Here is a 23,918-nt window from a genome sequence, read left to right as displayed (position 1 = left end):
CTTCCACACAAAAACGATGCTGGAACCATCATAGTTCCAGCATCGTATTGTGCGTTGAGCGTATGCCTACAGCGCCTCGACCTTCACGGGGTAGCGCTCGGCACCCACCGCGGTGATCTGCTGGCCGGAGTCCTCACTTGGCACGTACAACGCCACGACGTTCACATACGTCACCTTCATGGTGCTGGTGGCCGTGCCGTCGCCGAACAGCGCGCGCTCCTCGTCGGAGGCCGGCTGGGATTCGCGCCCCTCGCCCGCCTGCCGCGTCCATTCGGAGGCGATGGTCGCCACCACCAGATCGCCGCCCTCGGTGGACCGCATGATCCACATCTGCTGCGGATCGGCGGTGAAGGTCTGCGTTTGGGTGCCGTTGTTGCGCTCCATACCCTCCTGCACGGTGGTCGTCAGCTGGGCGAGCTGCTCGCGGAAGTAGTCGTCCGCGAATTCGGAGGCGTATTCGCTGTTCGAACCGTTCTGCAGCACGTCGGCGTAGCGTTCCACCGCTTCGGTGGGCGTGGCCACGAGGTTCTCGTCCTCCGGGTCGCCCATCTGCGAGCCGATTTCGGCGATGGCGAATTTCGGCAGTTGCGCGCCGGAGAACAGTCGCGCCACCGCGGTGAGCTTGTAGTTCTCCCGCGCGGAGTTCTGGGTCAGCACCAGCAGACGCATGGACTGCTGGTCCTCGGTGGTGGTGGTGATGGTGAACACGGAGCGCGGCCAGCCGTCGTTCGTGGGGATCACGGTCTGGGAGATGTCCGTGGGGATGGTGGCCTCCTTGCGCAGACTGCCGGTTGTCTGCGCGACGAGGATTTCGCTGGTGCGGATCTGCAGTTCAGGCCCGGAAAGGATCTGGTCGAGTCCGTCGGTGCTTCTCGCCTCGTTGGCGGCCTCCAGCGTCTCAAGGATCCGCGTGCGGATCTCCTGCTCCTGCGATTCAGTCAGGTCCGGGGAGACGCTGTCGGAGGATGGGGCGCTGACCGTGGGCACACGGCCTTCGCACGCGCATAACGACGCCGTCATGGCCACGACGATCGTCGCCGCGGCGCATACCTTACTCAATCGTGTTGCGTTCACTGTTCCTCCTGAGATTCGGTGGCGTCCGATTCGCCCGGGAGCGGTTCGGAGATTCCCTCGGCACCGCCCACCTCCTGGGCAAGGCGGGCGAAGTAGTCCTGCAGCTCGTCCGCGCTGATCACCGATGTGGCGGCGTCGTCCGCGGCGATGCTCCCGCCGTCGGACGGCGTCGCGCCTTCGACGGACGGCTCGACGCCGTTCTGCTGGTCGGCGACCAGATTGCGGGCCGAGGGATCGACGATGGTCGGTGCGGCCGGCGTTTCGGTCGCGGCGACGTCGCGGCCACGTCGGGCATGCCGACGGCGGCTTTTCTTTCCGCTGAACATTTTCGATACCGACGCGGCGGATGTGGAAAGGGTTCCCGCGACGGCCGCGCCGATGGTCACTTCCTCGGCCGTCGCAGCGGCGGCCTGGGCGACGGCGTCCTGAGCCGCGTCCACCGCGCCGGAGACGGCGCCGTCGGCGGTTTCGGCGGTCTTCCCCTTCTTACGCCTCTTGCTCGGATCCATCGCGAACACCGAGGCGGAAAGCACGGCGAATATCACGCACAGACCGCCCACGAAATAGAACGGCATGGCGAAGTCGGGCACATTCCGACGGGTCCAGTCCAGCGACACCGTCGCGCTGGACTCCTCGCCCAGATCGACGATGGCGACCTGCGTTTCGGTGGCGTCGCTCGCACGCACGCTCACCGATCCCGTATCGCATGAGACATCGGTCCACATGTCCGAGTCCTCGAAAGCGACGGACGAGTCGGATTCGACGTCCGCGTCCCCCTGGGCCTCGGCCTTCTGCGTCGACAGCTCGGTCCAATCCTCCAGCCCGGTCACCCGCACGTAATCGTTGCCTGAGACCCAGCCGACGACGTCTTTGGCGGATCCCAACGCCACGCATATCTCCTGCGAAGAGTCCGACGTTTCGACGCTCACCCGCGCATCGGAATCCACCAGCGGCAGCACACCCGGGTCGGTGACGATGTATCGGGCGCCCGAAACCCGAGTGGTGGCCTCGATTTGGGTACTCGGCTTCCATGCGGTGGCGTTCATCACTCCCAACGCCACGGCCGCTATCGCAAGCAGACCGAAGATGGGAGTCACCACACCCCGCATGATCATGGCATGACGCGTGGGACGCTTGACGTCCGCGTTTTCTTGTTCTTCAACACTCATAACGGCACCATTCTACAATCTTCACCTGTTGATTACCTAGACGCGGGGCAAAATCAGGGTTTGAGGCTACTGTGGAGGATTATGCGCAATTCTATATTTCGTGGCGCGGCCAAGACGATGGCCGCCATTGCCTCCCTGGCCCTGTGCCTGACCGTGTCCGCATGCTCCGGCAGCTCGGATTCCGACGATTCCAACGATTCCGCCTCATCATCCGAAGCGAACCAGCTCGCGGGCATCACCGCCACCGGCGAACTCGGCGAGAAGCCGACCATCAAGCTGCACACCCCCATGACCGTGGAGAACGGCGCGTACGCCGTACTGCAAAAGGGTAATGGCGAAACCATCGAAGACGGCGATCGCGTCTGCGCCCAAGGCGTGGCCATCAACGTCGAGGACGGTTCCGAACTGATGAGCACCTGGGAGGACGACACCCCGGACTGCTCGATCCTCGTCGATTCCGACTACCTCTCCTCCACCTACTACGACGTGATCAAGGGACAGACGCTCAACACCACCGTGGCGTTCGGCATCAACGACGAATCGTCCAGCTCCTCGAGCTCCACCGTCTCCTCGTACATCATGGCGATGACGCTGGTCTCCAAGTCGCGCGACCTCGAGAAGGCCACCGGCGAGGAAGTCACCGACCTGCCCGCCGATCTGCCGAAGGTGACGCGCGACGAGGACGGCAAGCCCTCCATCGATATGAACGGACAGGGCACGGTCGACGAGCTCATCGCGCAGACGCTGATCAAGGGCGACGGCGAAACCCTGACCGACTCCAGCGTCGCCGTGGTCAAGTACACCGGCTGGCTGACCGACGGCACGCAGTTCGATTCCTCCTGGGACCGCGGCACCAGCTTCAGCGCCGACCTCTCATCCTCCGGCTCGATCATCCAGGGCTGGAAGGACGGCCTGATCGGCCAGACCGTCGGCTCGCAGGTGCTGCTGGTCATCCCCGCCGATCTGGCGTATGGCGACAGCGGCAGCGGCGACACCATCCCCGGCGGCGCCACGATCGTGTTCGTGGTCGATATCGTCGCGGCGTACTGATCCACCCCGCTCCATTCACGCACGAAGGCCCGGTCATCGGCGGTTCATCACCGCTCGGTGGCCGGGCCTTCGTCGTAGTCGGATCCGTTCGGTCTGGTCTCAGAACAGGCGCAGGGAATCGTCCTCGACGCCCTTCATCTCGTCATAGTCGAGCAGCAGGCAGGTGAAGCCGCGGTCTTTGGCCAGCACCTGCGCCTGCGGGGTGATGGTCTGCGCGGCGAAGATGCCGCGCACGGGCGCCAGCAGCGGGTCGCGGTTGAGCAGCTCGCAGTAGCGGGTGAGCTGCTCCACGCCGTCGATGCCGCCGTTGCGTTTGATCTCGATGGCCACATGCTCGCCGTTCGCGTCGATGGCCATGATGTCGACCGGTCCGATCGCGGTGGGATATTCACGGCGCACCAGCCGCGCGCCTTCGCCGATGCGTTCGATCTGCTCGGCCAGATAACGCTGCAGATGGTCCTCCACGCCATCCTTGATCAGGCCGGGATCCTCGCCCAGATCATAGGTCTCGTCGGAATAGATATGCTGCAGGGTCACCTCGAGCACATCGCTGGATTTGTCGGCGCAGACGCGCAGCACCTTCTCGGGGACGGGCGTGTCCACGTCGGCATCGGCGTTGTCCGGCGTGATGTCCTTCAAGGTGCAGGGGGCGCTCATCCAGTTCAGCGGCTTGTAGGAGCCCAATTCGGAGAAGATCAGCAGGCTGTTGTCGGCCTTGATCAATAGAACGCGGCGCGCCAAAGGCAGAGAGGCGTTCAGTCGGCCGGTGTATTCCGCGCAGCAGTCAGCAACAAGTATTCGCACGGCCAACCACTGTACCGCATCCCCTGCCGCACTGCGCGCAAACCGTGAGAAAATACGAAAGCGGGGCCCACTCGGTATGGAGTGAGGCCCCGCTCGGGAGATGAAACGCGGCGCTACTGCTGCTCGGTGGTGGTGTACACCACGTCGTGCCCGCGCTCGACGGCCACGGTGAGTTTGTTCGAGTCGAAGGAGATGAATCCGTCGTTCACATCGAACATATGCAGGTCGTCATCGGGTTCGACCACGGTGACCCGTCCCTGCTTGATCAGCGTCAGTATCGGCTCGTGGTTCGGCAGGATGCCCATGCCGCCCTCGGAGGCGGGAATGGTCACGCTCACCGCCTCGCCGCACCACACGGGATGGTCGGCGGCGACGATGTTCACCCGCATCGTGGTCTTGCCTGCGCTCTGATCCGAACCCGTCATCACGCACCCAGTTCCTTCTGCATGTCATGCCACTTGCGCTCGAGATCCTCGATGCCGCCGATGCCGGAGAAGGCCTGCTCCGGAACGGAGTCGTACACGCCGTCGCAGATGCGAGTGAAGGCCTCGATGGTCTCGTCGGCAGGCACGTAGGAGCCCGGGCGGCCGGTGAACTTCTCGGCCACGTAGAAGTTCTGGCCGAGGAACTGCTCGATGCGGCGGGCGCGGGCGACGGTGGTCTTGTCCTCCTCGCTCAGCTCGTCGATGCCGATCAGGGCGATGATGTCCTGCAGCTCCTTGTTGCGCTGCAGAATCGCCTTGACACGGTTCGCGCAGTCGTAGTGCGCCTGGCCCACGTAGCGCGGGTCGAGGATTCGCGAGGTGGAGCTCAGCGGGTCCACGGCCGGGTAGATGCCCTTGGACGCGATGTCGCGGGACAGCTCGGTGGTGGCGTCGAGGTGGGCGAAGGTCGTGGCCGGGGCCGGATCGGTGTAATCGTCGGCGGGCACGTAGATGGCCTGCAGCGAGGTGATCGAGTGGCCGCGGGTCGAGGTGATGCGCTCCTGCAGGGCGCCCATCTCGTCGGCCAGGGTCGGCTGGTAGCCCACGGCGGAGGGCATGCGGCCCAGCAGCGTGGACACCTCGGAACCGGCCTGCGTGAAGCGGAAGATGTTGTCGATGAACAACAGCACGTCCTGGTTCTGCACGTCGCGGAAGTACTCGGCCATGGTCAGAGCGGTCAGCGGCACGCGCAGACGGGTGCCCGGCTGCTCGTCCATCTGGCCGAAGACCAGGGCGGTCTTCTCCAGAACGCCGGCCTCCTCCATCTCGCCGATCAGGTCGTTGCCCTCACGGGTGCGCTCGCCCACGCCGGCGAACACGGAGACGCCGCCGTGGTTCTGGGCCACGCGCTGGATCATCTCCTGGATCAGCACGGTCTTGCCGACGCCCGCGCCGCCGAACAGGCCGATTTTGCCGCCCTGCACGTACGGGGTCAACAGATCGATCACCTTGATGCCGGTTTCGAACATCTGGGTTTTGGATTCCAGCTGGTCGAAGGCCGGCGGGTTGCGGTGGATGGACCAACGCTCGGTGACGGTGATGGTCTCGCCGTCCTTCTTGTTGAGGATGTTGCCCGCCACGTCGAACACGTGGCCCTTGGTCACGTCGCCGACCGGCACCTGAATCGGGCCGCCGGTGTCGGTGACGACCGCGCCGCGCACCAGGCCGTCGGTGGGCTTCAGGGCGACGGCGCGCACGGTGGAGTCGCCGAGGTGCTGCTCGACCTCAAGGGTGATGCGCGCGGGCGCTTCGCCCTCCTCGCGAACGCCGGTATCGCCGAGCTCCACCGTCAGAGCGTTGTAGATGTCAGGCAGGTGGCCCACGGGGAACTCGACGTCGATCACCGAGCCCTGGACGCGGGTCACGCGGCCGGCGATGGCGACTTCGTTCTCCTGAGGCGCAGTGGTGAGATTCTCAGCCATATGCGTTCCTACTCTTCCTTTGTGTTCAGCGCGTCAGCGCTGCCGATGATTTCGGTAAGTTCCTGGGTGATCGAGGCCTGACGCGAGGCGTTGAGCTTGCGGGTCAGATCGTCGATCAGGTTGCGGGCGTTCTCCGTGGCCGTATGCATGGCGTTCTGCCGGCTCGCGGTCTCGGATGCGGCCGCGGTGAGCAGACATTCGTGGATGCGCGACTGGATGTACTTCGGCAGAATCGCGTCCAGCACCTCGTCGATGCTCGGCTCGAAGGCGTACAGAGGGGAGGCGTTCTCGGCGTCGTCCTCGGTCATGGGGCCGTTGTCCGGCTGGTCGGGACGAATCAGCTCCACCGGCAGCATGCGCAGCACGCGCACCTTCTGCACCACCATGTTGATGAACTCGGTGTAGACGATGTAGAGTTCGGAGACTCCGCCCTGACTCGCCGGCTTCATATACGCTTCCATCAGCGCTTTGGAGATCGTCTCGGCGATTTCCACGCCGGGCTGGTCGGTGTTGCCCTCCCACGTGTCGGCGATCGCGCGGTTGCGGTACTTGTAGTACGTCGATCCGCGGCGACCGTACACGTACAGCTCCGGCTGCTTGCCCTGCTCGTCAAGGCGGGCAAGCAGCGATTCCGTCTCACGGATGATCGAGGAGGTGTACGGGCCGGCCATGCCGCGATCCGAGGTGAGGGCGAGGACGGCGACCCGGGGGTTGTCCTCCTCCTTCTTCACGATCGGATGCGACACATGGGTGTGGGCCACCAGAGCCTGCACGGCATCGAAAATCGCATCGGTGTACGGCTTCGCGTTCAGCGCCACGTCGCGGGCGCGGGCGATATGCGAAGACGCGATCATCTCCTGCGCGTTGAAGATCTTCTCCAACGACGACGTGGAGGCAATGCGGGATTTCAATGCGAGTTGCGAGCCCATAGGTTACTTCTCCCCCGCCACGATCGTCTCCTGGTCGACCGGAGTGTCCTGCCTGACCTCGGGCTTCTTGTCCACCAGCGGCTTGCCGGCGGTGGAGACGAAGGTCTCGCGGTAGGCGTCCACGGCCTTGGCCAGCGCCGCTTCGGTCTCCGCGGTGAAGGCCTCGGTTTCGCGGATGGTCTTGAGGATGTCGGTGTTGTGCTCCAGATAGTCGAGCAGTCCCTGCTCGAAGGGCAGCACGTCGGCCAGATCAAGGTCGTCGAGCTTGCCGTTCGTGCCGGTCCACACCGAAACCACTTCCTGCTCCATGGAGTACGGGCTGAACTGCGGCTGCTTGAGCAGCTCGGTCAGATGCGCGCCACGGGTCAGCTGCGCCTTCGAAGCCGCGTCCAGATCGGAGGCGAACATGGCGAAGGATTCCAGCGAGCGGTACTGCGCCAGCGAGATCTTCAGCGTGCCGGAGACCTTCTTGAGCGCCTTGGTCTGCGCGGCGCCGCCGACTCGGGACACGGAGATGCCCACGTCCACGGCCGGACGCTGGTTCGCGTTGAACAGGTCGGACTGCAGGAAGATCTGGCCGTCGGTGATGGAGATCACGTTGGTCGGGATGTAGGCGGACACGTCGTTCGCCTTGGTCTCGACGATCGGCAGACCGGTCATCGAACCGCCGCCGAGATCGTCGGAGACTTTCGCGCAGCGTTCGAGCAGACGGGAGTGCAGGTAGAACACATCGCCCGGGTAGGCCTCGCGCCCCGGCGGGCGGCGCAGCAGCAGCGAGATCGAACGGTAGGCTTCGGCCTGCTTCGACAGATCGTCGAAGACGATGAGCACGTGCTTGCCGTTGTACATCCAGTGCTGGCCGATGGCCGAGCCGGTGTAGGGGGCGATGTACTTGAAGCCGGCGGAATCGGAGGCTGGGGAGGCCACGATCGTGGTGTATTCCATGGCGCCGGAGTCGATCAGGCTCTGCTTGACCGAGGCGATGGTGGAGCCCTTCTGGCCGACCGCCACGTAGATGCAGCGCACCTGCTTCTTCGGATCGCCGGATTCCCAGTTGGCCTTCTGGTTGATGATGGTGTCGATCGCGATGGCGGTTTTGCCGGTCTGGCGGTCGCCGATGATGAGCTGGCGCTGTCCGCGGCCGATCGGGGTCATCGCGTCGATGGCCTTCAGACCGGTCGACAGCGGCTCGTCCACCGGATGACGGTGCATCACGTCCGGGGCCTGGGCCTCGAGGATGCGGCGGCCCTCGCTTTGGATCTCGCCCAGTCCGTCGATCGGGTTGCCCAGCGGGTCAACGACGCGGCCCAGATAGCCGTCGCCGACGGGCACGGAAAGCACTTCGCCGGTGCGGCGCACTTCCTGGCCCTCTTCGATGCCCGCGTAATCGCCGAGGATAACCACGCCGATCTCACGAGCGTCCAGGTTGAACGCCAGACCAAGCGTGCCGTCCTCGAAGGTCAGCAGCTCGTTGGCCATGCAACCAGGCAGACCCGTCACGTGCGCAATGCCGTCGCCTGCCGTGGCGACATAGCCCACCTCCTGGGTGGGGGTGTCGCTCGGCTTGTACGACTCGACGAACTCGTCGAGCGCCTTGCGTATCGAGGCGGGATCGATGGTCAGTTCTGCCATGATCACTCCTTCTGATTGTTCGTTTCGTAAGTAAGTCTTTGGTTCCGGTCAGGCCGCCACGACCCTGTGCAGGTGCTGCAGCTGCGCGACCACGGTGTTGTCCGTGACCTCGTCGCCCACCTGGACGCGCATGCCGCCGATCACCGTGGGATCCACCACCGAGTTGATGTGCACCGGGTGGCCGGTTTTCTCGGAATAGACGTCGGTCAGCCGCTGGATCTGCTCCTCGTTCAAGGCGACGGCCGTGGTCACGGTGACCATGGACTCGCCCATATGGCGCGAGAACTTGTTGATCAGCCACTGGATCGTCTCCAGATAACGGCGGTTTCGCAGATTGCAGGTGGCATGCTCGGCCAGCCGCATCGTGACCTTGCTGAATCCCTGATCGCCGATCAGGGAGAGCAGCAGCTTGATGCGCGCTTCGGCGGGCACGCTCGCGTCATAGAGCTTGGAACGCACCACGGGCAGGTTGAGCAGCGCCGAATGCAGCTGCGCCAATTCGACCGACACCTGCAAGGTGGCGCCGGTGGCGTCGGCGTAGTACATCATGCCGTCCACGGCGAAATCCTCCACCGCGTTGGCGATGTCGGAGACGCGGCTCCACTTGCGGGCGACCAGATCGTTCATGATCGTCATCGTCATCTCGTGCGCCTGATCGCCCAGAATCGTCCTGAGCACGGCCTCCTTGTCGGCGACCGGCCGGGACGGATCGGTGAGCGCGCGTTCGAGATGGATGTCATGGTCCAGCACGTTCGTGATGGTGAAAAGCTCGTTGCCAATGCGCCACGCGTCCTCACGGGTGTCGCGGAGACGCGGGGCCAGCGAGTCACGCGACTCGCGATCGGCGATACGTGATGCCTCTCCTCGCATGTCTCACCTCCCTTTCTTTGCGTTTGACTTGCGAGCCACTGTCACTTCTTGCTCATGCCGTCGATCATCGAGTCGATCATCGAGCTCTGCACGGCATCGTCCTCCAGCTTGGCGCCGAGGATCTTGCCGGCCAAAGCCGTGGCCAGCACGCCGACCTCGCCTTTGAGCGAGACCAGGGCCTGCTGCTGCTGCGATTCGATGGAGCGCTGGGCGTTGGCCATGATCTGCGCCGCGTCGGTTTCGGCGCGGGCGCGGGCGTCGGCGATGATGTGCGAGGCTTCGGCGCGGGCGTCGTCGCGGATCTTCGAAGCTTCGACGCGAGCGGTGCTCAGCTTGTTCTCGTACTGCTCCTTGGCGGCGTTGGCTTCGATCTGGGCCTGTTCGGCCTTCTCGATGCCGCCCTGGATCTTCTCGGCGCGTTCATCGAACACGGCCTGGAACTTCGGCATGAAGAACTTGTAGAAGAACACCGCGATGATCACCAGAATGATCAGCGACCACACGATGTCGTAGACCTTGGGGATGAACAGCGCGATGCCGCTCTCTTCCGCAATAGTCATGTCGTTCTCCTTTCGTTGGCTTGAAATCTTCCTTGAGCGCGCCGCATGCCGCCCACAACGTGTGGGGACTCACGCACGCGGCGAAAATCTCACTGGAAGATGAAGCCAGCGACCAGACCGAGCAGGGCCAGCACCTCGACGAAGGCGAGGCCGAGGAACATCAGCGTCTGCAGACGGCCGCCGACCTCGGGCTGGCGGGCGGTGCTCTCGATGGTCTTGCCGATGAGGATGCCAAGGCCGATGCCGGGGCCAAGAGTGGCCAGACCGTAGCCGATGACGTTGATGTTACCAGCGACCTCCGCGAGGGTGATGATATCCATGGTTTGTCCTTTCTGGTTTTTCTTCGGTTACGAAGGAAATCTTGATGGTTGTTGTCGGTCCCGCGAAGCGTCACTCGTCTTCGGGGAAGCTCATATTGATGTAGGCGGTGGTCAGCATCGAGAAGATGAAGGCCTGCAGCGCGGCGACCAGCATCTCGAAAAGGGTCATCGCGAAGCCCGCCGCGAAGGTGCCGACGCCGAGGAAGGCGAGCGCCTTGTCGGGCGATTCGATCAGGAACCATTGGGTCGCCGCGAGGCACAGCGCCACGATGATGTGGCCGGAGACCATGTTCGCGAACAGTCGGATGGTCAGCGAGAACGGACGGATGATCAGCAGCTCAAGCAGCTGGATCGGGGCGAGCAGCACGTAGATCGGCGCGGGAACGCCCTTAGGGAACATCTCATCGCGTAGGAAGCGCAGCAGGCCCTTCTCGCGGGCGGCGGCGATCCAGTACTGCACGAAGCACCAGCCGGCGAACACCAGCGGCATGGTGATGGTGGCGGTGGCGGCGATATTCGCGCCGGGGATGATGCCGCACAGGTTGAACACGAGAATCGAGAGGAACATGGCGGTGATCATCGGCACATAGCGCTTGCCGCGTTCCTCGCCCATCACCTGATAGACGATGTTGTAGCGCACGAAATCCAGCACCCACTCGACGGCGGCCTGCCAGCGGCCGGGGATGAGCTTGACCCGCGACGCGGTGATGCCGAGCACCACCAGCAGCAGCACGGTGGCGATGACGCGCACCATGATGATGCGGTCCATGGCGAACGGTGTGCCCTCGAACAGAATCTCCGGCAGCAGGAAATCGCCGATGCCGGGAAGCTCCATCTCCTCCGCGGCCAGAGTGACCCCGGACCCCAAGGTTTCGATCATGCTCACGCCTCCTACTTCACAACCGATGTCAGTTTAGCCCACTTCATGACGCGTATGTGACCCTTTGGTTACAAACCATCCACTTCGGTGAGCCCATGTTCCGGTGCCACTCGGCAAGGGCCGAAGTCCCCACGTGCGCCCCACCGGCGAATGACTGCGGTGTTATTGTTATCCCGTCTCTCGACATCGTTCGCACCGTCGCCCGCCTCCTTACTGCCAAGCGGCCCGCACGGCGTTTCGCTTTGGACTCGCGCCGTTCACAGCCGTTCATCGTTATTGGTCGCATACGCTTCGTTGTGTATGGTTTGCGTCCGGCTCGCATCGCTCACCGATGAGGGATGGTCCGCACAAAACCACAGGATACGGGCTAATCCGACGCGACACAAGCCGCGTCCCAGGCCCGCACGAGTCCCATGGCATCCCGTTATTCCATGTCTCGATATGTGGAACCCGTCTCTCTTATGATGCGGACCGTGGGCATATCCCACGGAACCGTCCGCGGGCGAGGCGGGTCACACGGACGCCGGCCCGCGGGAGCGAACATATGGGAGAGACCGCGCCGCATCCACCTCGCCGTCCGCGTGCGCTGGGAGGCATGGAACACCGGTCGCGCCCACCGTGGACACGGAACGGGAAGGACGGCTATGCCCTCGAATCCGCGACCACGCCGTAGCCGTCGCGTAGGAAGGGCGTGAAACCATCCTTTCGGGGACTTCCCGGCTCATGGCGGATGGAGCGGTCGGTGCCCAGCCGCTTTTCGGCGCGCAGGCCCGGCACTTCGGTCAGATCGTACGGCGTGGTCTGGTAGACCCAGTTCAGCCAGTTGCGCCACAGCAGATTGCCGTGCGCGCGCCACGAGAACAGCGGCTCCAACGTGGGATCGTCGTGTGGGAAGTAGTTTTGGGGGAACGGCACGTTGGTCATGCCCTTGGCCATATCGCGCTCGTATTCCTCGGCGAGCGTGGTTTTGCCGTATTCCCAGTGCCCCAGCGCGAACACCTCGGAAAAGTCGCGCGTGGCGACGAGGCCCGGACCGGACTCGGGACCCCAGGTCAGCACCTGCAGGTCGGGATGGGCGGCGATATCGGCCTCGTCCACGCCGGCGAGACGGGAATGCGGCTGCAGCGCAATCTCGTCGAAGCCGTTGGTCAGGAAGCAGTACTCGTCCTGCAGATATTGCGGGAACACGCCGAACAGCTTCTGAGGCAGGTCGATCTTGCCCACGTTATAGCGATAATGCAGCGCGCCCATCGCGCCCCAGCACAGATACATGGTGGAGAACACGTGGGTCGCGGCCCAATCGAGAATCGTCTCGAACTCGCGCCAATAGTCCACCTCCTCGAAGGCGAGGTGCTCCACCGGCGCTCCGGTGACCACGAAACCGTCGTAATAGTTGTTCTGGAAACGGTCCAGCGTCTCGTAGAAGGTGACGAGATGGTCGGCGGAGACATGGGTGCCCTCATGCGTGGAGGTTTTCATGAAGTCGATCTCGACCTGCAGAGGCGATTTGGAGATCAGACGCAACAGCTGCGTCTCGGTTTCGATCTTCTTGGGCATGAGATTCAGAATCACCAGCTTGAGCGGGCGGACGCGTTGGCGCTCCGCCTCGGGCTTCTCAAGCGCGAAGATGCGCTCCGAGTCGAGAATGTCTCGGGCCGGCAGGCCGCTGGGGATTTTGATAGGCATGCCTCCCATTATGACCCAGCATGGGATATTCGCGATTCCGCAGCGCGACGGCGTCACCGGCCGGGCGGCGAGCAGGCATCCGGGTGACACCCTATGGAGTCAGGCTTTGGGGACCTGTATCCGCCCGGCCTGTCGCAGGCGGCGTCGGGCGGCGGCGCGCGAATGCGACACGCTGGATTGACGGATCGAAAAAACTGAGTAAAGTAGATAGAGTTGCCAAACGGCAAGCCGACGCGGGGTGGAGCAGCTCGGTAGCTCGCTGGGCTCATAACCCAGAGGTCGCAAGTTCAAATCTTGTCCCCGCTACTAGCCCGAAAGCCAGGAACCACGGTTCCTGGCTTTTCTCGTTTTCGCGGATCGCGCCGGGCAACACGACTCCCATCGTGCGGCACATGGTGCGGTGGTGCCCATCGTGCGGCGACCCCATGGTGCGGTGGGTTGGAATTTCAACGTTTTCAAGGCACCGCACCATGGAAAGTACAACACCATGGGCACACCGCACCATGTACCGCATCATGGACCGCGCGGTGCGGCGTGTGGAAGGACGCGCGCGTGGCGGGCGGCGAGCGCGCGGAGCAGTCGGTGTTCTTCGAGGCTGACGACGACCATCGCGGCGCAAAGCGCCAGCCACGCCATGCCGCCGAGCGTGAGGAACACGATGCTGCTAAGACGCGGCATGCCGTCCGCCGCCGATTCCGGCTCCTCTTCGCCGTGGGATGTCTCGCCGCCTTCGGATCGCGCCACACGCGAACCGGACACCACCAGGCGTTTCGTATTGCCCAATCCGACACAGGTGAGCAGGCTGACGCGGTCTTCTCCGGATTCCAATCCGAACAGGTCGGTGCGATTCGGCTCGACCACCGCGATGCCGTCGATGCGGTAGCGCATGGTTTCGCCCGCCACATGCAGGGAGAACTCCTGTCCATAGGTCAGCGTGTCCAGACGGGAGAACATCGTCGCGTCGGCCAATCCGGTGTGCGCACTGAGCACCACATGGCTGCCCGCGCACGCGTCGCCCGCGTCATCCACTGGGCCCGAATCATCCGCGTCATCCGCAACACCCACGTCATCCGCAACACCCGGCTCATCCGCAACACCTGGCTCATCCGCAACGCCCGCGTTATCCGCAGCGTCTGGTTCATCCGATGCGTCCGCGCCACCCTCTGCGTAAGGTCCGCCCGCATCGTCCGCGGGGCACGCGGATCCGACCGGCAGGCTGGAACCATACAGATGGCCAACGCCGCGAAGCAACGTGGCCGAACCCGTCCCGTGATAGATGGGCAGCCGCACGCCGATCGCCCGGATGACGATCGACCCGATGTATCCGGTGCCGTCCATGTCGAGCGCGTTGCGGTACGTGCGGTCCGACACGCTGCGCGCGCTGTCGTCGCCTTGCAGGGGATCGACCGCTTCGGCGCGCATCACCGTGCCGAAGGTCTCCACCGACTGGTTGTACGTTCGGGCCAGCGCGATCTGCTCACGCACCAAGGCATCACCGCGCGTTTCGATATCCGCGTCCGCCGCCCGCACCACCTCGTGCAGACGCGCGCCCTCGCCGACCCGCCACATCAGGGGAACGCCGATCGCCAGCAGGCCCAGCAGCACGGCCGTCAATCCCAGGAACCGCGCCGTCCACGCGCGCGACATGCGCGCGCGCAGACGTCTGCGGGACTCAAGGCCGGCCGCATGGCCGTCGACGGCCGCGCCGCCATCCACGGATCCCGGATCGTCCGCGAGGAATCCATCCCATGCGGCCCGCCCTCTCATCATCGACCGCCGACCTTGCGCGACATGCAGAGGGTCAACGCGCCGCCGCCCGTGATCAGCAGAACCGCGACGACCGACATGATGGTCAGCATGGTGCTGCCCGTCATCGGCAGCTGGGTCATCGATGTGAGATTCACGACATTGACCTGCCTGGTGTTCACGGAATCGATGGAGGCGAGGCCGTCGCCGTCGCGCTTGGTCATGGTCAGGGTGACGCCTTTCGCGCCGGTGGTCACCGACACCCGGAACGTCGGCTTGAACGCGGAGAGATAGCCTTGCGGCGCGCTCGCCTCGACGACCTCGTATTCCCCATCCATACCGTTCAGCGTGGCCTTGCCGGCCGGAATGTCGCTGACCAGACCGGAGCCCTGCTGGTCGGCCGCCAACGTGTATGCGCCCGAACCGGTGTTCGAGAACTTAAGCGCGTTTCCGGAACGCGTGCCGTTCTCCACCTTATATATGTGGAATCGGGCACCCAACGAAGCGTCGATGGCGGCGCCCTGCCCATCGATTTTGTTCAGACTGAACGCCCCGGTGTATGCGGTGACGGTGTTGCCCGGCACCTCGCGCATCACGCCCTTGTCGCGTTGGTCGGCGGTATGGCTGAGTTTGACGCTGTTCGGATTGCCCGCGCCCGCGATCACGCCTTGCGCATTGATGCTCGCGCGGTAGTCGATCTGGATGCTCGCTCCCGGCGCGAACACCGTGCGCAGCGCCTGCGTGGCGAGGATATCGTCGCCCGCACCGCCCATCGTCCATGTGGCGGTCCGTCCCGAAAGCTTCTCCAGGAACTGGTCGGACTGCAGCGCCTTGCCGTTCACCTTGATGCCGACCAGTTCTCCATAGGTCAGCCCCTCGCCCAAGCTGTCCACCACATGCAGCCGATAGCCGTCATAGCCGGTCCAATTCGGCACCTGCTGGGTGATGCGGTAGGTGATGGATTCGCCGATGGCGGCATGCGTCGCGTCCACGGTTTTGGTGGAGTTTCCGTCGGATTCCAGAATCTTCTTCACCGGCGGCGCGACGGCGGAGAGCTTGATCCGCGCCGTGCCCAACGTCATCGTCGCGAAGCTTTTCCCGCCGGCCTTGGTGCTTACGATCATCGGCAGGGACGCAGGCGTGCCCGCGGCGGTGGAGTCGAGGATCAGATACACGCCGGGAGTGAGACCCGAGAATGTGGCCGTGGCGCCGTTTACCGTCGCCTTGCTCGTCGCGGCGGCCGTGACCGTGGCGTCCCGCGCGAGCAGACCGGCCAATTCGCGCAGCTGGCCGGACCATTGCGGCGTCGCGTTCTCGCGCAGATTCGTCGACACCCATTTCATGGGATTCTTCGCATCATAGGCGGGTTTCTGCACACCGGCTTTGGCGGAGTCGGTGTCGATCTGATCCAGCGCGGAGGCGACGGCCGATGTGAGTTTGCCGTTGGTGCTCATATCCACGCCGGTGAGCACGGTGCCGTCGGTTTGGGCGGCAATGTATTCGGCCAGGTTCGCGGCGGTGAAGCTGTGTCCGGCGAGAGCTCCGGTGGAGCTGATGGTGATGCTCTCCTTGCTGGCGAGATCCACGGCGGAATCGGCGGCGAAAGCGCCGGGGGCGACGCCTGCGACGGCGAGTATCGCGATGGCCGCCGCGGCGGCGAGGGAGGCGATGGTGGAGGTGCGGGTCATGATGGTGTCCTTTCCGATAGTGGTGATGGGGTTGCGCCTCGCGCCTACGACGGCAAGGCCGCCGATCAGCGTGAGGAACAGGAGGGGCGCGGCCATGGCGCTGCCGCCCGCGAAGGGCAGCAGGCCGATGGTCGGGCTGGTGACGACCGCGCCGGCGTCGACGTGGTCGTGGGATGAGGAGGCGGCGCGTAACGTCAGCACGCCGGTGCCGCCATAGTCGACGGCGCGGTCGCTGGCATCGGAATCATTGACGCCATTGCCTTGGCCTGGTGCGGTGAAGCCGTATCGCGCGTCTCCCAAAGCGAACCAAATACGGTAATCGCCCATGGCGAGCCGGTCGAAGACGTACCGTCCGTTCTCATCGGTGACGGTTTCGTCGATTTTGGTTTCGCCGCCGGAAGCGTCCAACGACCACAAGGAGACGGTCACCGCCCCGCCGAGCATGCGTTCGCCGGCGTCGCGCAATCCGTTCGCGTTGCCGTCCAGCCAGGCGAGGCCGCCGATCGACCCGGGCACGGGCGCGGTGGAGCCGGCGGGGACCATCGCGCCCACTTGGTCGCAGGAGTCTTCGTTGCCCGCGGCGAAGGAATGTTCAAGTCCGGCCGACGCGTAGTCGCCGCCGCTGCGGCATGTGGCATTGCCCACGACGTCGTGGGTGGCGGCGTTCAGCCGTACGGCGTCGGGAGGTTCCGGTTCGTCCACGCCCGCCGAACGCGCATGGGGAACGCCCGCGTATGGCGTGTCCGGGGAGTCGAACCACGCTTGGTTGACGATGGGCCGACGTTGTTCGGAGCGCGTCACCGAGCCGCTGAAATGGAACACCATCCGTTCGCCGGGCGCGATGGCGGCCGGCAGACGATAGACGCGTTCAACGAGGTCGCCCGTCTGCCCCACGCTGACGGGCGTGACCGGAACGGCGGTGGAATCCGACAGTTCGCCGGCTTCGCGCATATCGACCAACGTGGGGACGGTCACGGCGGTGACGTTTGGACCGAGGCCTAAAGCGCCGCGTTTGCCCACGCCGGTGCTTCTGATGCGGCCATCCACGTCCAGAGCAAGGGTGGCCATGCCGTTCGATATCGCGATATGCGCGCGGTCGTCTCGCACCAGTCGGGGCGTGACGCTGGCGCTGGTGGTTCCGTCGCCGTAGACGCCGTGGGCGTTCGATCCCCACATCCAGATGTGTCCTTGCGCGTCGATGGCGGCTTTCACGTCGCCTCCGGCGATGGCGGTCCATGTCCGCCCCGTCATGATGGCGGTGGGGGTGGCCGCGGACCGCGCGTCGATGCCGAGGTTCCATAATGTCCGTTGCGCCGCGTTTTGCCCCCAGACCCAAAGCTTGCCGGAGGTGTCCAAGGCGAGCACGGTGCAATTGGTGACGCTGCCGGAGACGACCACGTCGCGCCACGTGCGGTTGGACATCACTTTGGCCGGGGAGGTGCGCCCGCCGGTGGTGCCGTCGCCCAACGCGCCGCAGCTGCCTTGCGATCCGAACCGGCAGTCGTCTCCCCAGCTCCACAGACGCCCTTGCGTGTCGATGGCGAACGCCGCGCTGCTGCCGGCCTGCGCCGTGGAGAAGGTCTGGTCGAGGGACAGGCGGGTGGCTTCGATCCATGAGGACGCCACGGATGAGGTGGCGGCGCGTCCCACGCCGAGGCCGTCGCTGAGCGCGCCCCAGCTCCACAGACGCCCTTGGGAGTCGATGGCGAGGGTCAGTCCGTCGGACACGCTCACGCTCGCCCATGCGCGCTCCGGCATCACCGCATGCAGGGTGGAGAAGCCGGTTTTGTCGTTCCAGGCGTAGTTGGCGGCGCTGTCGGCGTCGCCCAGCACATTGCGCTGGTTCTGCCCGGCCGCCCACAGACGCCCTTGCGTGTCAAGGGCGAGCATGCCGTTGGTGGTCGTTTCGACCGTCGCGAACGTGCGGTCGGTAGGCACCATGGTGGGCGCGTGCCGGTCCGTGGTGTCGCCAAGCGCCAACTGCCCGTAGTCGTTGCGGCCCCAGCTCCACAGGTGGCCTTGCGTGTCGATGGCGTAGGCGAAGGTGCCGCCGGAATGCACGGAGGAGAACACGACCTCGCTGTCGGGCGTGTGGGCGATGGTGCCGGCCGTGGCGGCGAGCGCGGTGACGTCGTCGCTGGTGCGGTCCGTCAGCATGCCGTCGGCGTCGACGCTCTGGTCTCCCACATTGTCGACGATCACATCCCAGGCGACCGTGCACGCCTCGGCCGCGTCGTCGGGGCATTCGAGTCTGGTCTGGGTTTTGTCGACGGTGATTTTGGGATCCGGCGCGTCGTATCCGAAGTTCACATGCGCGAGCGTCTCGCCGACGCCCAGCGCGATGCGGTCGCTGACGTCCGTTGCCTGGGTGCCGAAGCGCGCGTTCCATGTGGCGGTGTTGCGCACCGTGTGCGCCCGCCCGTAGTAGTCGTCGCGCTGGCGGGGCACGCCGTATTCGCCGTCGCGGGCGACGGTGACGAGGTAGTCGCCGTGCCGTAGCCGATCGAAACGGTAGCCGCCATCCGCCGCGGTGCGTGTGGTGGCGAGCGCGGTGCCGACGGCCGCTCCTTGCCCGTCCGCCCGCCATAGGCTGACGGTGACGGAGGCGATGCCGGATTCCGCGGCGTCCACACGCCCGTCGCCGTTCTCGTCCCACCACAGACGCCCTGCGATGGAGGCGTCGGATACGCGGATGCGGTCGGGCCAGGGCATGGTGGCGGTTATGGCGCCGGCGCTGAAACGGCTGCGGCCGATCCATAGATGGTAGAGGTCGTCGGTCTGGCTGCCGTCCGCGGTCAGGGTGACCACTCCCTGCGCGCAGGCCATGCGCGTGGAGGTGCGGGTGAACGGTGAGATGATGCGGATGGCGGTGATGCGAGCCCGTTCGCTTTGGGAGAGGTCGTCCCACGCGCGCCACTGGTAGTAGCGGGGATCGTCGGAGTATCTCCCGTCGGTCGCATAGGCCACGGAGGTGCCTTCGCTGGTGTTCTCCCCATCCAATTCCACGGGTCCGGCGAGGGCGGGACGGCCGTGGAAGGCCGACGATCCGAGAGTGTATTCCTTCCATGTGCCGTCGAGGCCGGTGTTGTTCGCGCCGGTCATGGCGGAGTCCTGATTGGAGGGCAGGCGCAGCACCGTGGTGACCGTTCCCTCGCGTGCGACGCCGCGGTCGACGATGTTGAAACGCCAACGCAGCTTGTCCCCCGCCTCCACGCGTTCGTCGAGCGCCGTCACGCGCGCGGCGTGCATATCCGCCCGGCTGACGGCCACCTGCGTGCTGGCGGTGTTCGAGACGGCGGCGGCGCCTGCGGCGAGCGCCCGCATGCCGCAGGCCGAGGCGAGCGTGCCCTGCGCGAGGTTGGAGACGGTGGCGCTCCATCGGATGGCGGGCAGGGAGGCGTCGCCGTCCGCGTCATACGGTGGCGTATGCCCGGCGAGGGTGAAGGTCAACGTGCGTCCGTCGCGGCGCATCGTCCATTGGGGCGTGAGATTCTCCACAGTGGTCAGCCCTTCGGGCAGGCCGGCCGTCACGGTGGCGGTGAGCGGGGTGGACGAGTCGGCGATATTGGCGATATGCGGCGTGATGGTGTAGGTGACGACATCCGATGGGCGCAGATCGAGCGGGTCGGCCTTCAATCCGTCGCTGGACGTGGCTTGCGCGTCCGCCTTCAACGTCGCTTCCGGATTCCCCGGCGCCACCACCCAATAGCCGGAGGCGAGGGGTTTGCTGGTGAGCCGGTCGCCCATGCGCATCCGCGTCTCGCCTTCCACCCGCACGTTGCCGCGGGCCGGATCGGCGATGGCGCGGCTGACGAAACGCATCTCCAGCGTGCCGCCGTCCGACGCGCCGCCGTATCCGATGTCGTCGCGCAGGCGCAGCCGTATGGCCCGGGCCGTGGCGTCCGGGGTTCCCGTATGCCATACGCCGTCATCGCCGGACGCGTCGGGAAGTATGTCCGCGCTCCATTCCACCCACCACAGGCGACTGTCCAACGGCTGCCCGTCGAGCAGCACCCGCAGGTCGCCGTTGTAGCGTTCCTGCGCGCGGTCCCACTGGTAGGAGAGCCGCGCATCGCAGTTTCGCTCGCAATCCGGCATATTGCCGGGCCAGAGCACCAGACGATGCAGCACTTGCGTGTCGCGCGCCACGCCTTGATCGCCGACGGCGCGCGTGGCACCGGATGCGGCGAATTCGCGCCCTTCGCGGTCGAATCGCGTCGATCCGGAGGGAATCGCCGGTGCCAGCGGATCGTATCGGCCGAACATATGGTCGCCTTCGCTTTGCCATCTGGCGGGCCGTTCGATGATCGCGCGGCTGTAGTCGTTGTTGGCGTACGGATAGCCGGCGATCGCCCCGGTGCGCTCGTCTCGGGTGGATTCGTCGCGCGCCATGCCGTCGCCCGGCTGTCCGCCGTCGCCGTTGTTGGCCAGGGCCGTCTCTCCCCGCGCTTGGAAACCGCCCTTGTCGGGCGCGACGTGGATGTCCAGGTCGATGACGCCGCCTTCGGCCATGCCTCGGATCGTCGGATCGACGGCGGGAATCGACCATTCGAGGCGCTGTTCGCCTTTCGCGCGTTCGATACGCAGCCGGCCGTTCGAGGCCGCGACCGGCGTTCCGCCCACCGTCCATGTGGTGGAGGCGGGGAACGCGGAGACGTCGACGGTGGCGCTCCATTCGCCCGCGCCGCTGGCGCCATGGGTGGTCGTATGCCCCGGGTAGGTCAGATGGCGGATGCGCAGGTCGAACCATCCGCTCACCTGGCCGGATTGCGTCCATGCGCTGACACGTTCCGTTTTGTCGCCCGCGTCGCCGAGACCGCCGTTGTCGACCACCAGGTCGGCGCGGGGCGCGCTGACGATGGTCAACGCTTCCGGCCGAACGGTATAGCCGCGCCCTCCCTGCCGGGAGAAGGAGACGGTCGGCCGCACACCGTCGACCGCCACGCCACCGGTGTCCCGCGCGGTCAAGGTGACGACTCGTTCCAGGGATTCGACGGCGCCGGCCGGCACATGGTACAGGCACGCCGATTCGCCGTCTGCCGTCGCCGTGACGATGCGGCCCGCATAGCAGCCGATGTCCAGGGCGGACAGTTGTTCCGGCAGATCCCACTCCACGCGGACGTCCCGCTGCCCCGCCGCGGTGAACCGCAGCCGCAGCAGATAGGCGACGGTGTCCGCGGAGGCGACCACGCCGTCGTCGGCGGACTCGTCGCCCGGGAGGAATCCGTTGGACGAGTTGATGAAGGTCTGCGCGGCCGTGCCGTGGCCCGTGCCGTCCGCCAGCTTTTCGATGGAGACGCTCGCATAGGGTTCCGCCGCGGCCGGTTCCTGAGCCATGACCGGCATCACGCACGCCATGGCGGCCAACACGGTCAGCACGGTCATGGCGGCCAGCGCGATCGCGACCAGCGCTCTGGCACCATCGCCGATTATGTTCCGTACCATCGTCGTACTCCTTCGTTCCTTGCCATGCCTGTTATCGTCATGCCGTTATGACGCTTCGCCTCCGACCGCACCCTCGTGCCCTATGACGAATCGCCGGTCGCGGGCGCGGGTGGGCGAGCACGCCGTTCCCGATGCTCGACCCATACGGGTCGCGCTACAGACTGCGCCGTTTGATGATGGCGAACATCGTCACGCCGACCACGGCCGCGGCGGCCATGACTCCGATGGCGACGGCGACCATCTCACCCACGCCGGTGATGGGCAGTCGCTCTTCGGGCGTCTGCGGCGGCTCCTGCGGCTTTTCAGGCTCCTCAGGCACCCATGGCTCGCCGACCCGCACCGTCTCCCAAGCGTCGTCGTAGCGGCTGGTGTGGGGCATCACCCGGTCGTCGCCGTCGAAACTCCAGACGAACACGTACCAACCATGGTTTTCCGCGGTGATATGCACCGCCTCGCCATGGGCGTCCGGCGCGCCCGCGCCGACTTTGAACGTGCCGTTGACCGCCCGGTACTCCCATGTGCCGATCAGTCGATGATGCTCGTCCTCGACGGGAGGCTCCTTCGAGGATGGGCGGTGGTCGTCGTCCTTCGAGGGATCGTCCATATCGCCCGACCACCACACGCTCACCCGCGCGTATTGACGGTCCGCGCCGATTCCGAGCTCCTCGTCGCCGGCGAACGTGCCGTGATCGTCGGGAAAACCGCTGACGGTGATGGTGTCGCTTAACGAGGCGCCCACATCCGCCGAATGTTCGGTCACGGTGGAGTCGACGGCGACTTTTGCGCGGTTGCTGTTCGTCTCCGAAGCGTCGCCGAACGCGCTGGTCCAATCCTTGAGCACATATTCCTGGGCCTCGAGACTTTGGTCGTCGCGTTCGAACGCCCATACCCATGTGCCGAAACCGCCCGATTCATCGGTCAGATACGGCTCTTTTCCTCCCGGTTCGGTGACGGCCTGCGCGTCGACGCTCTGACCTGAATCGGTGAACGCGGCGGTGCCGTACGCCACGGGTTTCAGGCCGTTCGCGGCCAGTCGCGACAGGAACGCCGCCGTGCCTTCGCCCGCCTTGGGCTCGAACCGCATGTCGAGACGCGCGCTCGACAGTCCCGCGAAATAATAGCCCCGCGCCCGCAGTTCCAATCCCGGAACCCAAACGCTGTCCTCGCCGCTCACCGCGGAGGTCACCCGGTCGACCACCTTCTCGCCGGCGTCCACCACCTTGCGGGATGTGACCGTGGACAGCGCGGGAGTGAAATCCTTGCGCACCGTGAACGTCACCGCTTCGCCTCCGACGTTGTCGGAGAGGCCGTAGGTAAGGAAGTCCTGCTTGCTGTCCATGCGGGTGAGCGTGTGGCGCTGGTATGTGGTGCGCACCGACACCGGACCCGCTCCCGTGGCCCGCCACGCATGCGAGGTCTCCCGCGTTCCGGAGACGCCGGAGACGCTGGACTTGCCGTTGGCGAAGCGCGCGGGCCCCTCCAACGTCACGGTGTAGGGCACTCCCGCGATCGACTTCCCCGAGGAGTTGGCCACGCGGACGCGCACGTTGCCGCCGCGCAGCGCCACCGCGTCCGTACGCTCCACCTTCAGCGAGGCGGGCGCATGCTCGGACGATTCCCTCCACAACGCTTCCGCCCGGGTCACCGCGCCGGGATACTTGGCTTTCACGGCCTCCAAATGACGTTGCCAGTCCTGCGGCTGGGTGCCGAACAGGTTCTGCGTCAATATGCCGAGCGCCGCATGCGTCTGCGTGTCGGCATTGCGGTAGGTGTCGTACAGCCATGCCAGACGCCTCGCGTTGTCGTCGTCGGAAACCTGCGATGTGGGACCGATCTGGTAGTCGGCGAGCATCCCCGCCTGAATGCAGTAATAGTTGTTGCCCGCGGCGTCACGCGCGGCGACGCCCACCGCGCGCTGCCCCTCGGCGACATCGATGAGATAGTAGGTGTCCTCCGGCGCGGGATCGAGCAGTTGCGCCGCCCACGCCGCCGGCGCCGCGCCGACGATCATCGCCAGTCCCACAAGCGCCGACAGCGCCCGTGCCGCCATTCGTTGCCATGCGGTTGCCATCATGACTGCCTCCTTAGGTAGGTCCGAATAAGCCAACGGTTCGCGCGACATCCACGCGATTGGCATGAGCATCGCATAATCGCGCCGG

16 protein-coding genes and 1 tRNA gene are annotated in these 23,918 nt (G+C 65.5%); 2 read left to right on the top strand and 15 right to left on the bottom strand.

The window, feature by feature from the left end; genetic code table 11:
- Positions 1 to 66: 66 nt before the first annotated feature.
- Complete coding sequence (locus tag BL8807_RS05810; protein WP_072725063.1) at positions 67 to 1,020, bottom strand: DUF8094 domain-containing protein; 954 nt, start codon at positions 1,018 to 1,020, stop codon at positions 67 to 69.
- A 50-nt stretch (positions 1,021 to 1,070) separates the two neighbouring features.
- The gene (locus tag BL8807_RS05805; RefSeq protein WP_072724697.1) at positions 1,071 to 2,243 is read right to left on the bottom strand and encodes a hypothetical protein; all 1,173 of its coding nucleotides are present in this window, start codon (positions 2,241 to 2,243) and stop codon (positions 1,071 to 1,073) included.
- 81 nt (positions 2,244 to 2,324) lie between these two features.
- Between BL8807_RS05805 and BL8807_RS05800 the strand changes: the two genes are divergently transcribed.
- On the top strand, positions 2,325 to 3,293 hold the full coding sequence (locus tag BL8807_RS05800; RefSeq protein ID WP_072724696.1) for an FKBP-type peptidyl-prolyl cis-trans isomerase: 969 nt from the start codon (positions 2,325 to 2,327) through the stop codon (positions 3,291 to 3,293).
- Between the two features lie 99 nt (positions 3,294 to 3,392).
- Here BL8807_RS05800 and nucS read toward each other — a convergent pair whose 3' ends face one another.
- The 10 genes from nucS to BL8807_RS05750 form a co-directional block, all read right to left on the bottom strand.
- Entirely contained in the window at positions 3,393 to 4,097 is a 705-nt protein-coding gene (nucS, locus tag BL8807_RS05795) for an endonuclease NucS (RefSeq protein ID WP_072725062.1), read from the bottom strand.
- Positions 4,098 to 4,210: 113 nt separating this feature from the next.
- Complete coding sequence (locus BL8807_RS05790; RefSeq protein ID WP_072724695.1) at positions 4,211 to 4,522, bottom strand: F0F1 ATP synthase subunit epsilon; 312 nt, start codon at positions 4,520 to 4,522, stop codon at positions 4,211 to 4,213.
- Positions 4,522 to 6,003 carry a F0F1 ATP synthase subunit beta gene (atpD, locus tag BL8807_RS05785; RefSeq protein ID WP_072724694.1) on the bottom strand — a complete coding sequence of 494 codons (1,482 nt, stop codon included), beginning with the start codon at positions 6,001 to 6,003 and terminating at the stop codon, positions 4,522 to 4,524. The genes BL8807_RS05790 and atpD overlap by 1 nt, the downstream gene beginning before the upstream one ends.
- An 8-nt stretch (positions 6,004 to 6,011) precedes the next feature.
- Positions 6,012 to 6,932 carry a F0F1 ATP synthase subunit gamma gene (locus BL8807_RS05780; protein WP_072724692.1) on the bottom strand — a complete coding sequence of 307 codons (921 nt, stop codon included), beginning with the start codon at positions 6,930 to 6,932 and terminating at the stop codon, positions 6,012 to 6,014.
- A 3-nt stretch (positions 6,933 to 6,935) separates the two neighbouring features.
- Entirely contained in the window at positions 6,936 to 8,564 is a 1,629-nt protein-coding gene (gene atpA / locus BL8807_RS05775; protein ID WP_072724690.1) for a F0F1 ATP synthase subunit alpha, read from the bottom strand.
- 48 nt (positions 8,565 to 8,612) lie between these two features.
- The gene (locus tag BL8807_RS05770) at positions 8,613 to 9,434 is read right to left on the bottom strand and encodes a F0F1 ATP synthase subunit delta (protein ID WP_072724689.1); all 822 of its coding nucleotides are present in this window, start codon (positions 9,432 to 9,434) and stop codon (positions 8,613 to 8,615) included.
- Between the two features lie 41 nt (positions 9,435 to 9,475).
- Positions 9,476 to 9,994 carry a F0F1 ATP synthase subunit B gene (locus BL8807_RS05765; protein WP_072724688.1) on the bottom strand — a complete coding sequence of 173 codons (519 nt, stop codon included), beginning with the start codon at positions 9,992 to 9,994 and terminating at the stop codon, positions 9,476 to 9,478.
- An 89-nt stretch (positions 9,995 to 10,083) separates the two neighbouring features.
- The gene (gene atpE, locus BL8807_RS05760) at positions 10,084 to 10,314 is read right to left on the bottom strand and encodes an ATP synthase F0 subunit C (protein WP_072724687.1); all 231 of its coding nucleotides are present in this window, start codon (positions 10,312 to 10,314) and stop codon (positions 10,084 to 10,086) included.
- A gap of 70 nt (positions 10,315 to 10,384) precedes the next feature.
- Positions 10,385 to 11,194 (bottom strand): F0F1 ATP synthase subunit A, encoded by an 810-nt coding sequence (gene atpB / locus BL8807_RS05755; RefSeq protein WP_072724686.1) that lies wholly within the window; start codon positions 11,192 to 11,194, stop codon positions 10,385 to 10,387.
- 642 nt (positions 11,195 to 11,836) lie between these two features.
- Complete coding sequence (locus tag BL8807_RS05750) at positions 11,837 to 12,880, bottom strand: homoserine O-succinyltransferase (protein ID WP_072724685.1); 1,044 nt, start codon at positions 12,878 to 12,880, stop codon at positions 11,837 to 11,839.
- Between the two features lie 232 nt (positions 12,881 to 13,112).
- On the opposite strand from BL8807_RS05750, the gene BL8807_RS05745 reads away from it, so the two are divergent.
- A tRNA-Met gene (locus BL8807_RS05745) sits at positions 13,113 to 13,186 on the top strand.
- Positions 13,187 to 13,393: 207 nt separating this feature from the next.
- On the opposite strand, the gene BL8807_RS12150 is transcribed toward BL8807_RS05745, so the two are convergent.
- The 3 genes from BL8807_RS12150 to BL8807_RS05730 form a co-directional block, all read right to left on the bottom strand.
- On the bottom strand, positions 13,394 to 14,650 hold the full coding sequence (locus BL8807_RS12150; protein ID WP_072724683.1) for a sortase: 1,257 nt from the start codon (positions 14,648 to 14,650) through the stop codon (positions 13,394 to 13,396).
- Positions 14,647 to 21,759, bottom strand: a complete 7,113-nt coding sequence (locus BL8807_RS05735; protein WP_072724681.1) for an SdrD B-like domain-containing protein — start codon at positions 21,757 to 21,759, stop codon at positions 14,647 to 14,649. Before BL8807_RS05735 ends, BL8807_RS12150 begins: the two co-directional genes overlap by 4 nt.
- A 154-nt stretch (positions 21,760 to 21,913) precedes the next feature.
- Positions 21,914 to 23,833: a hypothetical protein gene (locus BL8807_RS05730; RefSeq protein ID WP_072724680.1), complete on the bottom strand. Its 1,920-nt coding sequence runs from the start codon at positions 23,831 to 23,833 to the stop codon at positions 21,914 to 21,916.
- Positions 23,834 to 23,918 lie beyond the last annotated feature (85 nt).

Source organism: Bifidobacterium lemurum, from assembly GCF_014898175.1.
GTDB classification, from domain to species: Bacteria; Actinomycetota; Actinomycetes; order Actinomycetales; family Bifidobacteriaceae; genus Bifidobacterium; species Bifidobacterium lemurum.
This window is presented reverse-complemented; position numbering and strand designations above follow the sequence as displayed.

Coding starts and splice junctions, on each gene's coding strand:
- BL8807_RS05735 (WP_072724681.1), bottom strand. CDS start 21,759: ATGGTACGGAACATAATCGGCGATGGTGCCAGAGCGCTGGTCGCGATC.
- BL8807_RS05805 (WP_072724697.1), bottom strand. CDS start 2,243: ATGAGTGTTGAAGAACAAGAAAACGCGGACGTCAAGCGTCCCACGCGT.
- BL8807_RS05750 (WP_072724685.1), bottom strand. CDS start 12,880: ATGCCTATCAAAATCCCCAGCGGCCTGCCGGCCCGAGACATTCTCGAC.
- atpB (WP_072724686.1), bottom strand. CDS start 11,194: ATGATCGAAACCTTGGGGTCCGGGGTCACTCTGGCCGCGGAGGAGATG.
- BL8807_RS05810 (WP_072725063.1), bottom strand. CDS start 1,020: ATGACGGCGTCGTTATGCGCGTGCGAAGGCCGTGTGCCCACGGTCAGC.
- BL8807_RS05780 (WP_072724692.1), bottom strand. CDS start 6,932: ATGGGCTCGCAACTCGCATTGAAATCCCGCATTGCCTCCACGTCGTCG.
- BL8807_RS12150 (WP_072724683.1), bottom strand. CDS start 14,650: ATGATGAGAGGGCGGGCCGCATGGGATGGATTCCTCGCGGACGATCCG.
- BL8807_RS05730 (WP_072724680.1), bottom strand. CDS start 23,833: ATGATGGCAACCGCATGGCAACGAATGGCGGCACGGGCGCTGTCGGCG.
- atpD (WP_072724694.1), bottom strand. CDS start 6,003: ATGGCTGAGAATCTCACCACTGCGCCTCAGGAGAACGAAGTCGCCATC.
- atpE (WP_072724687.1), bottom strand. CDS start 10,314: ATGGATATCATCACCCTCGCGGAGGTCGCTGGTAACATCAACGTCATC.
- BL8807_RS05800 (WP_072724696.1), top strand. CDS start 2,325: ATGCGCAATTCTATATTTCGTGGCGCGGCCAAGACGATGGCCGCCATT.
- BL8807_RS05790 (WP_072724695.1), bottom strand. CDS start 4,522: ATGACGGGTTCGGATCAGAGCGCAGGCAAGACCACGATGCGGGTGAAC.
- BL8807_RS05770 (WP_072724689.1), bottom strand. CDS start 9,434: ATGCGAGGAGAGGCATCACGTATCGCCGATCGCGAGTCGCGTGACTCG.
- BL8807_RS05765 (WP_072724688.1), bottom strand. CDS start 9,994: ATGACTATTGCGGAAGAGAGCGGCATCGCGCTGTTCATCCCCAAGGTC.
- atpA (WP_072724690.1), bottom strand. CDS start 8,564: ATGGCAGAACTGACCATCGATCCCGCCTCGATACGCAAGGCGCTCGAC.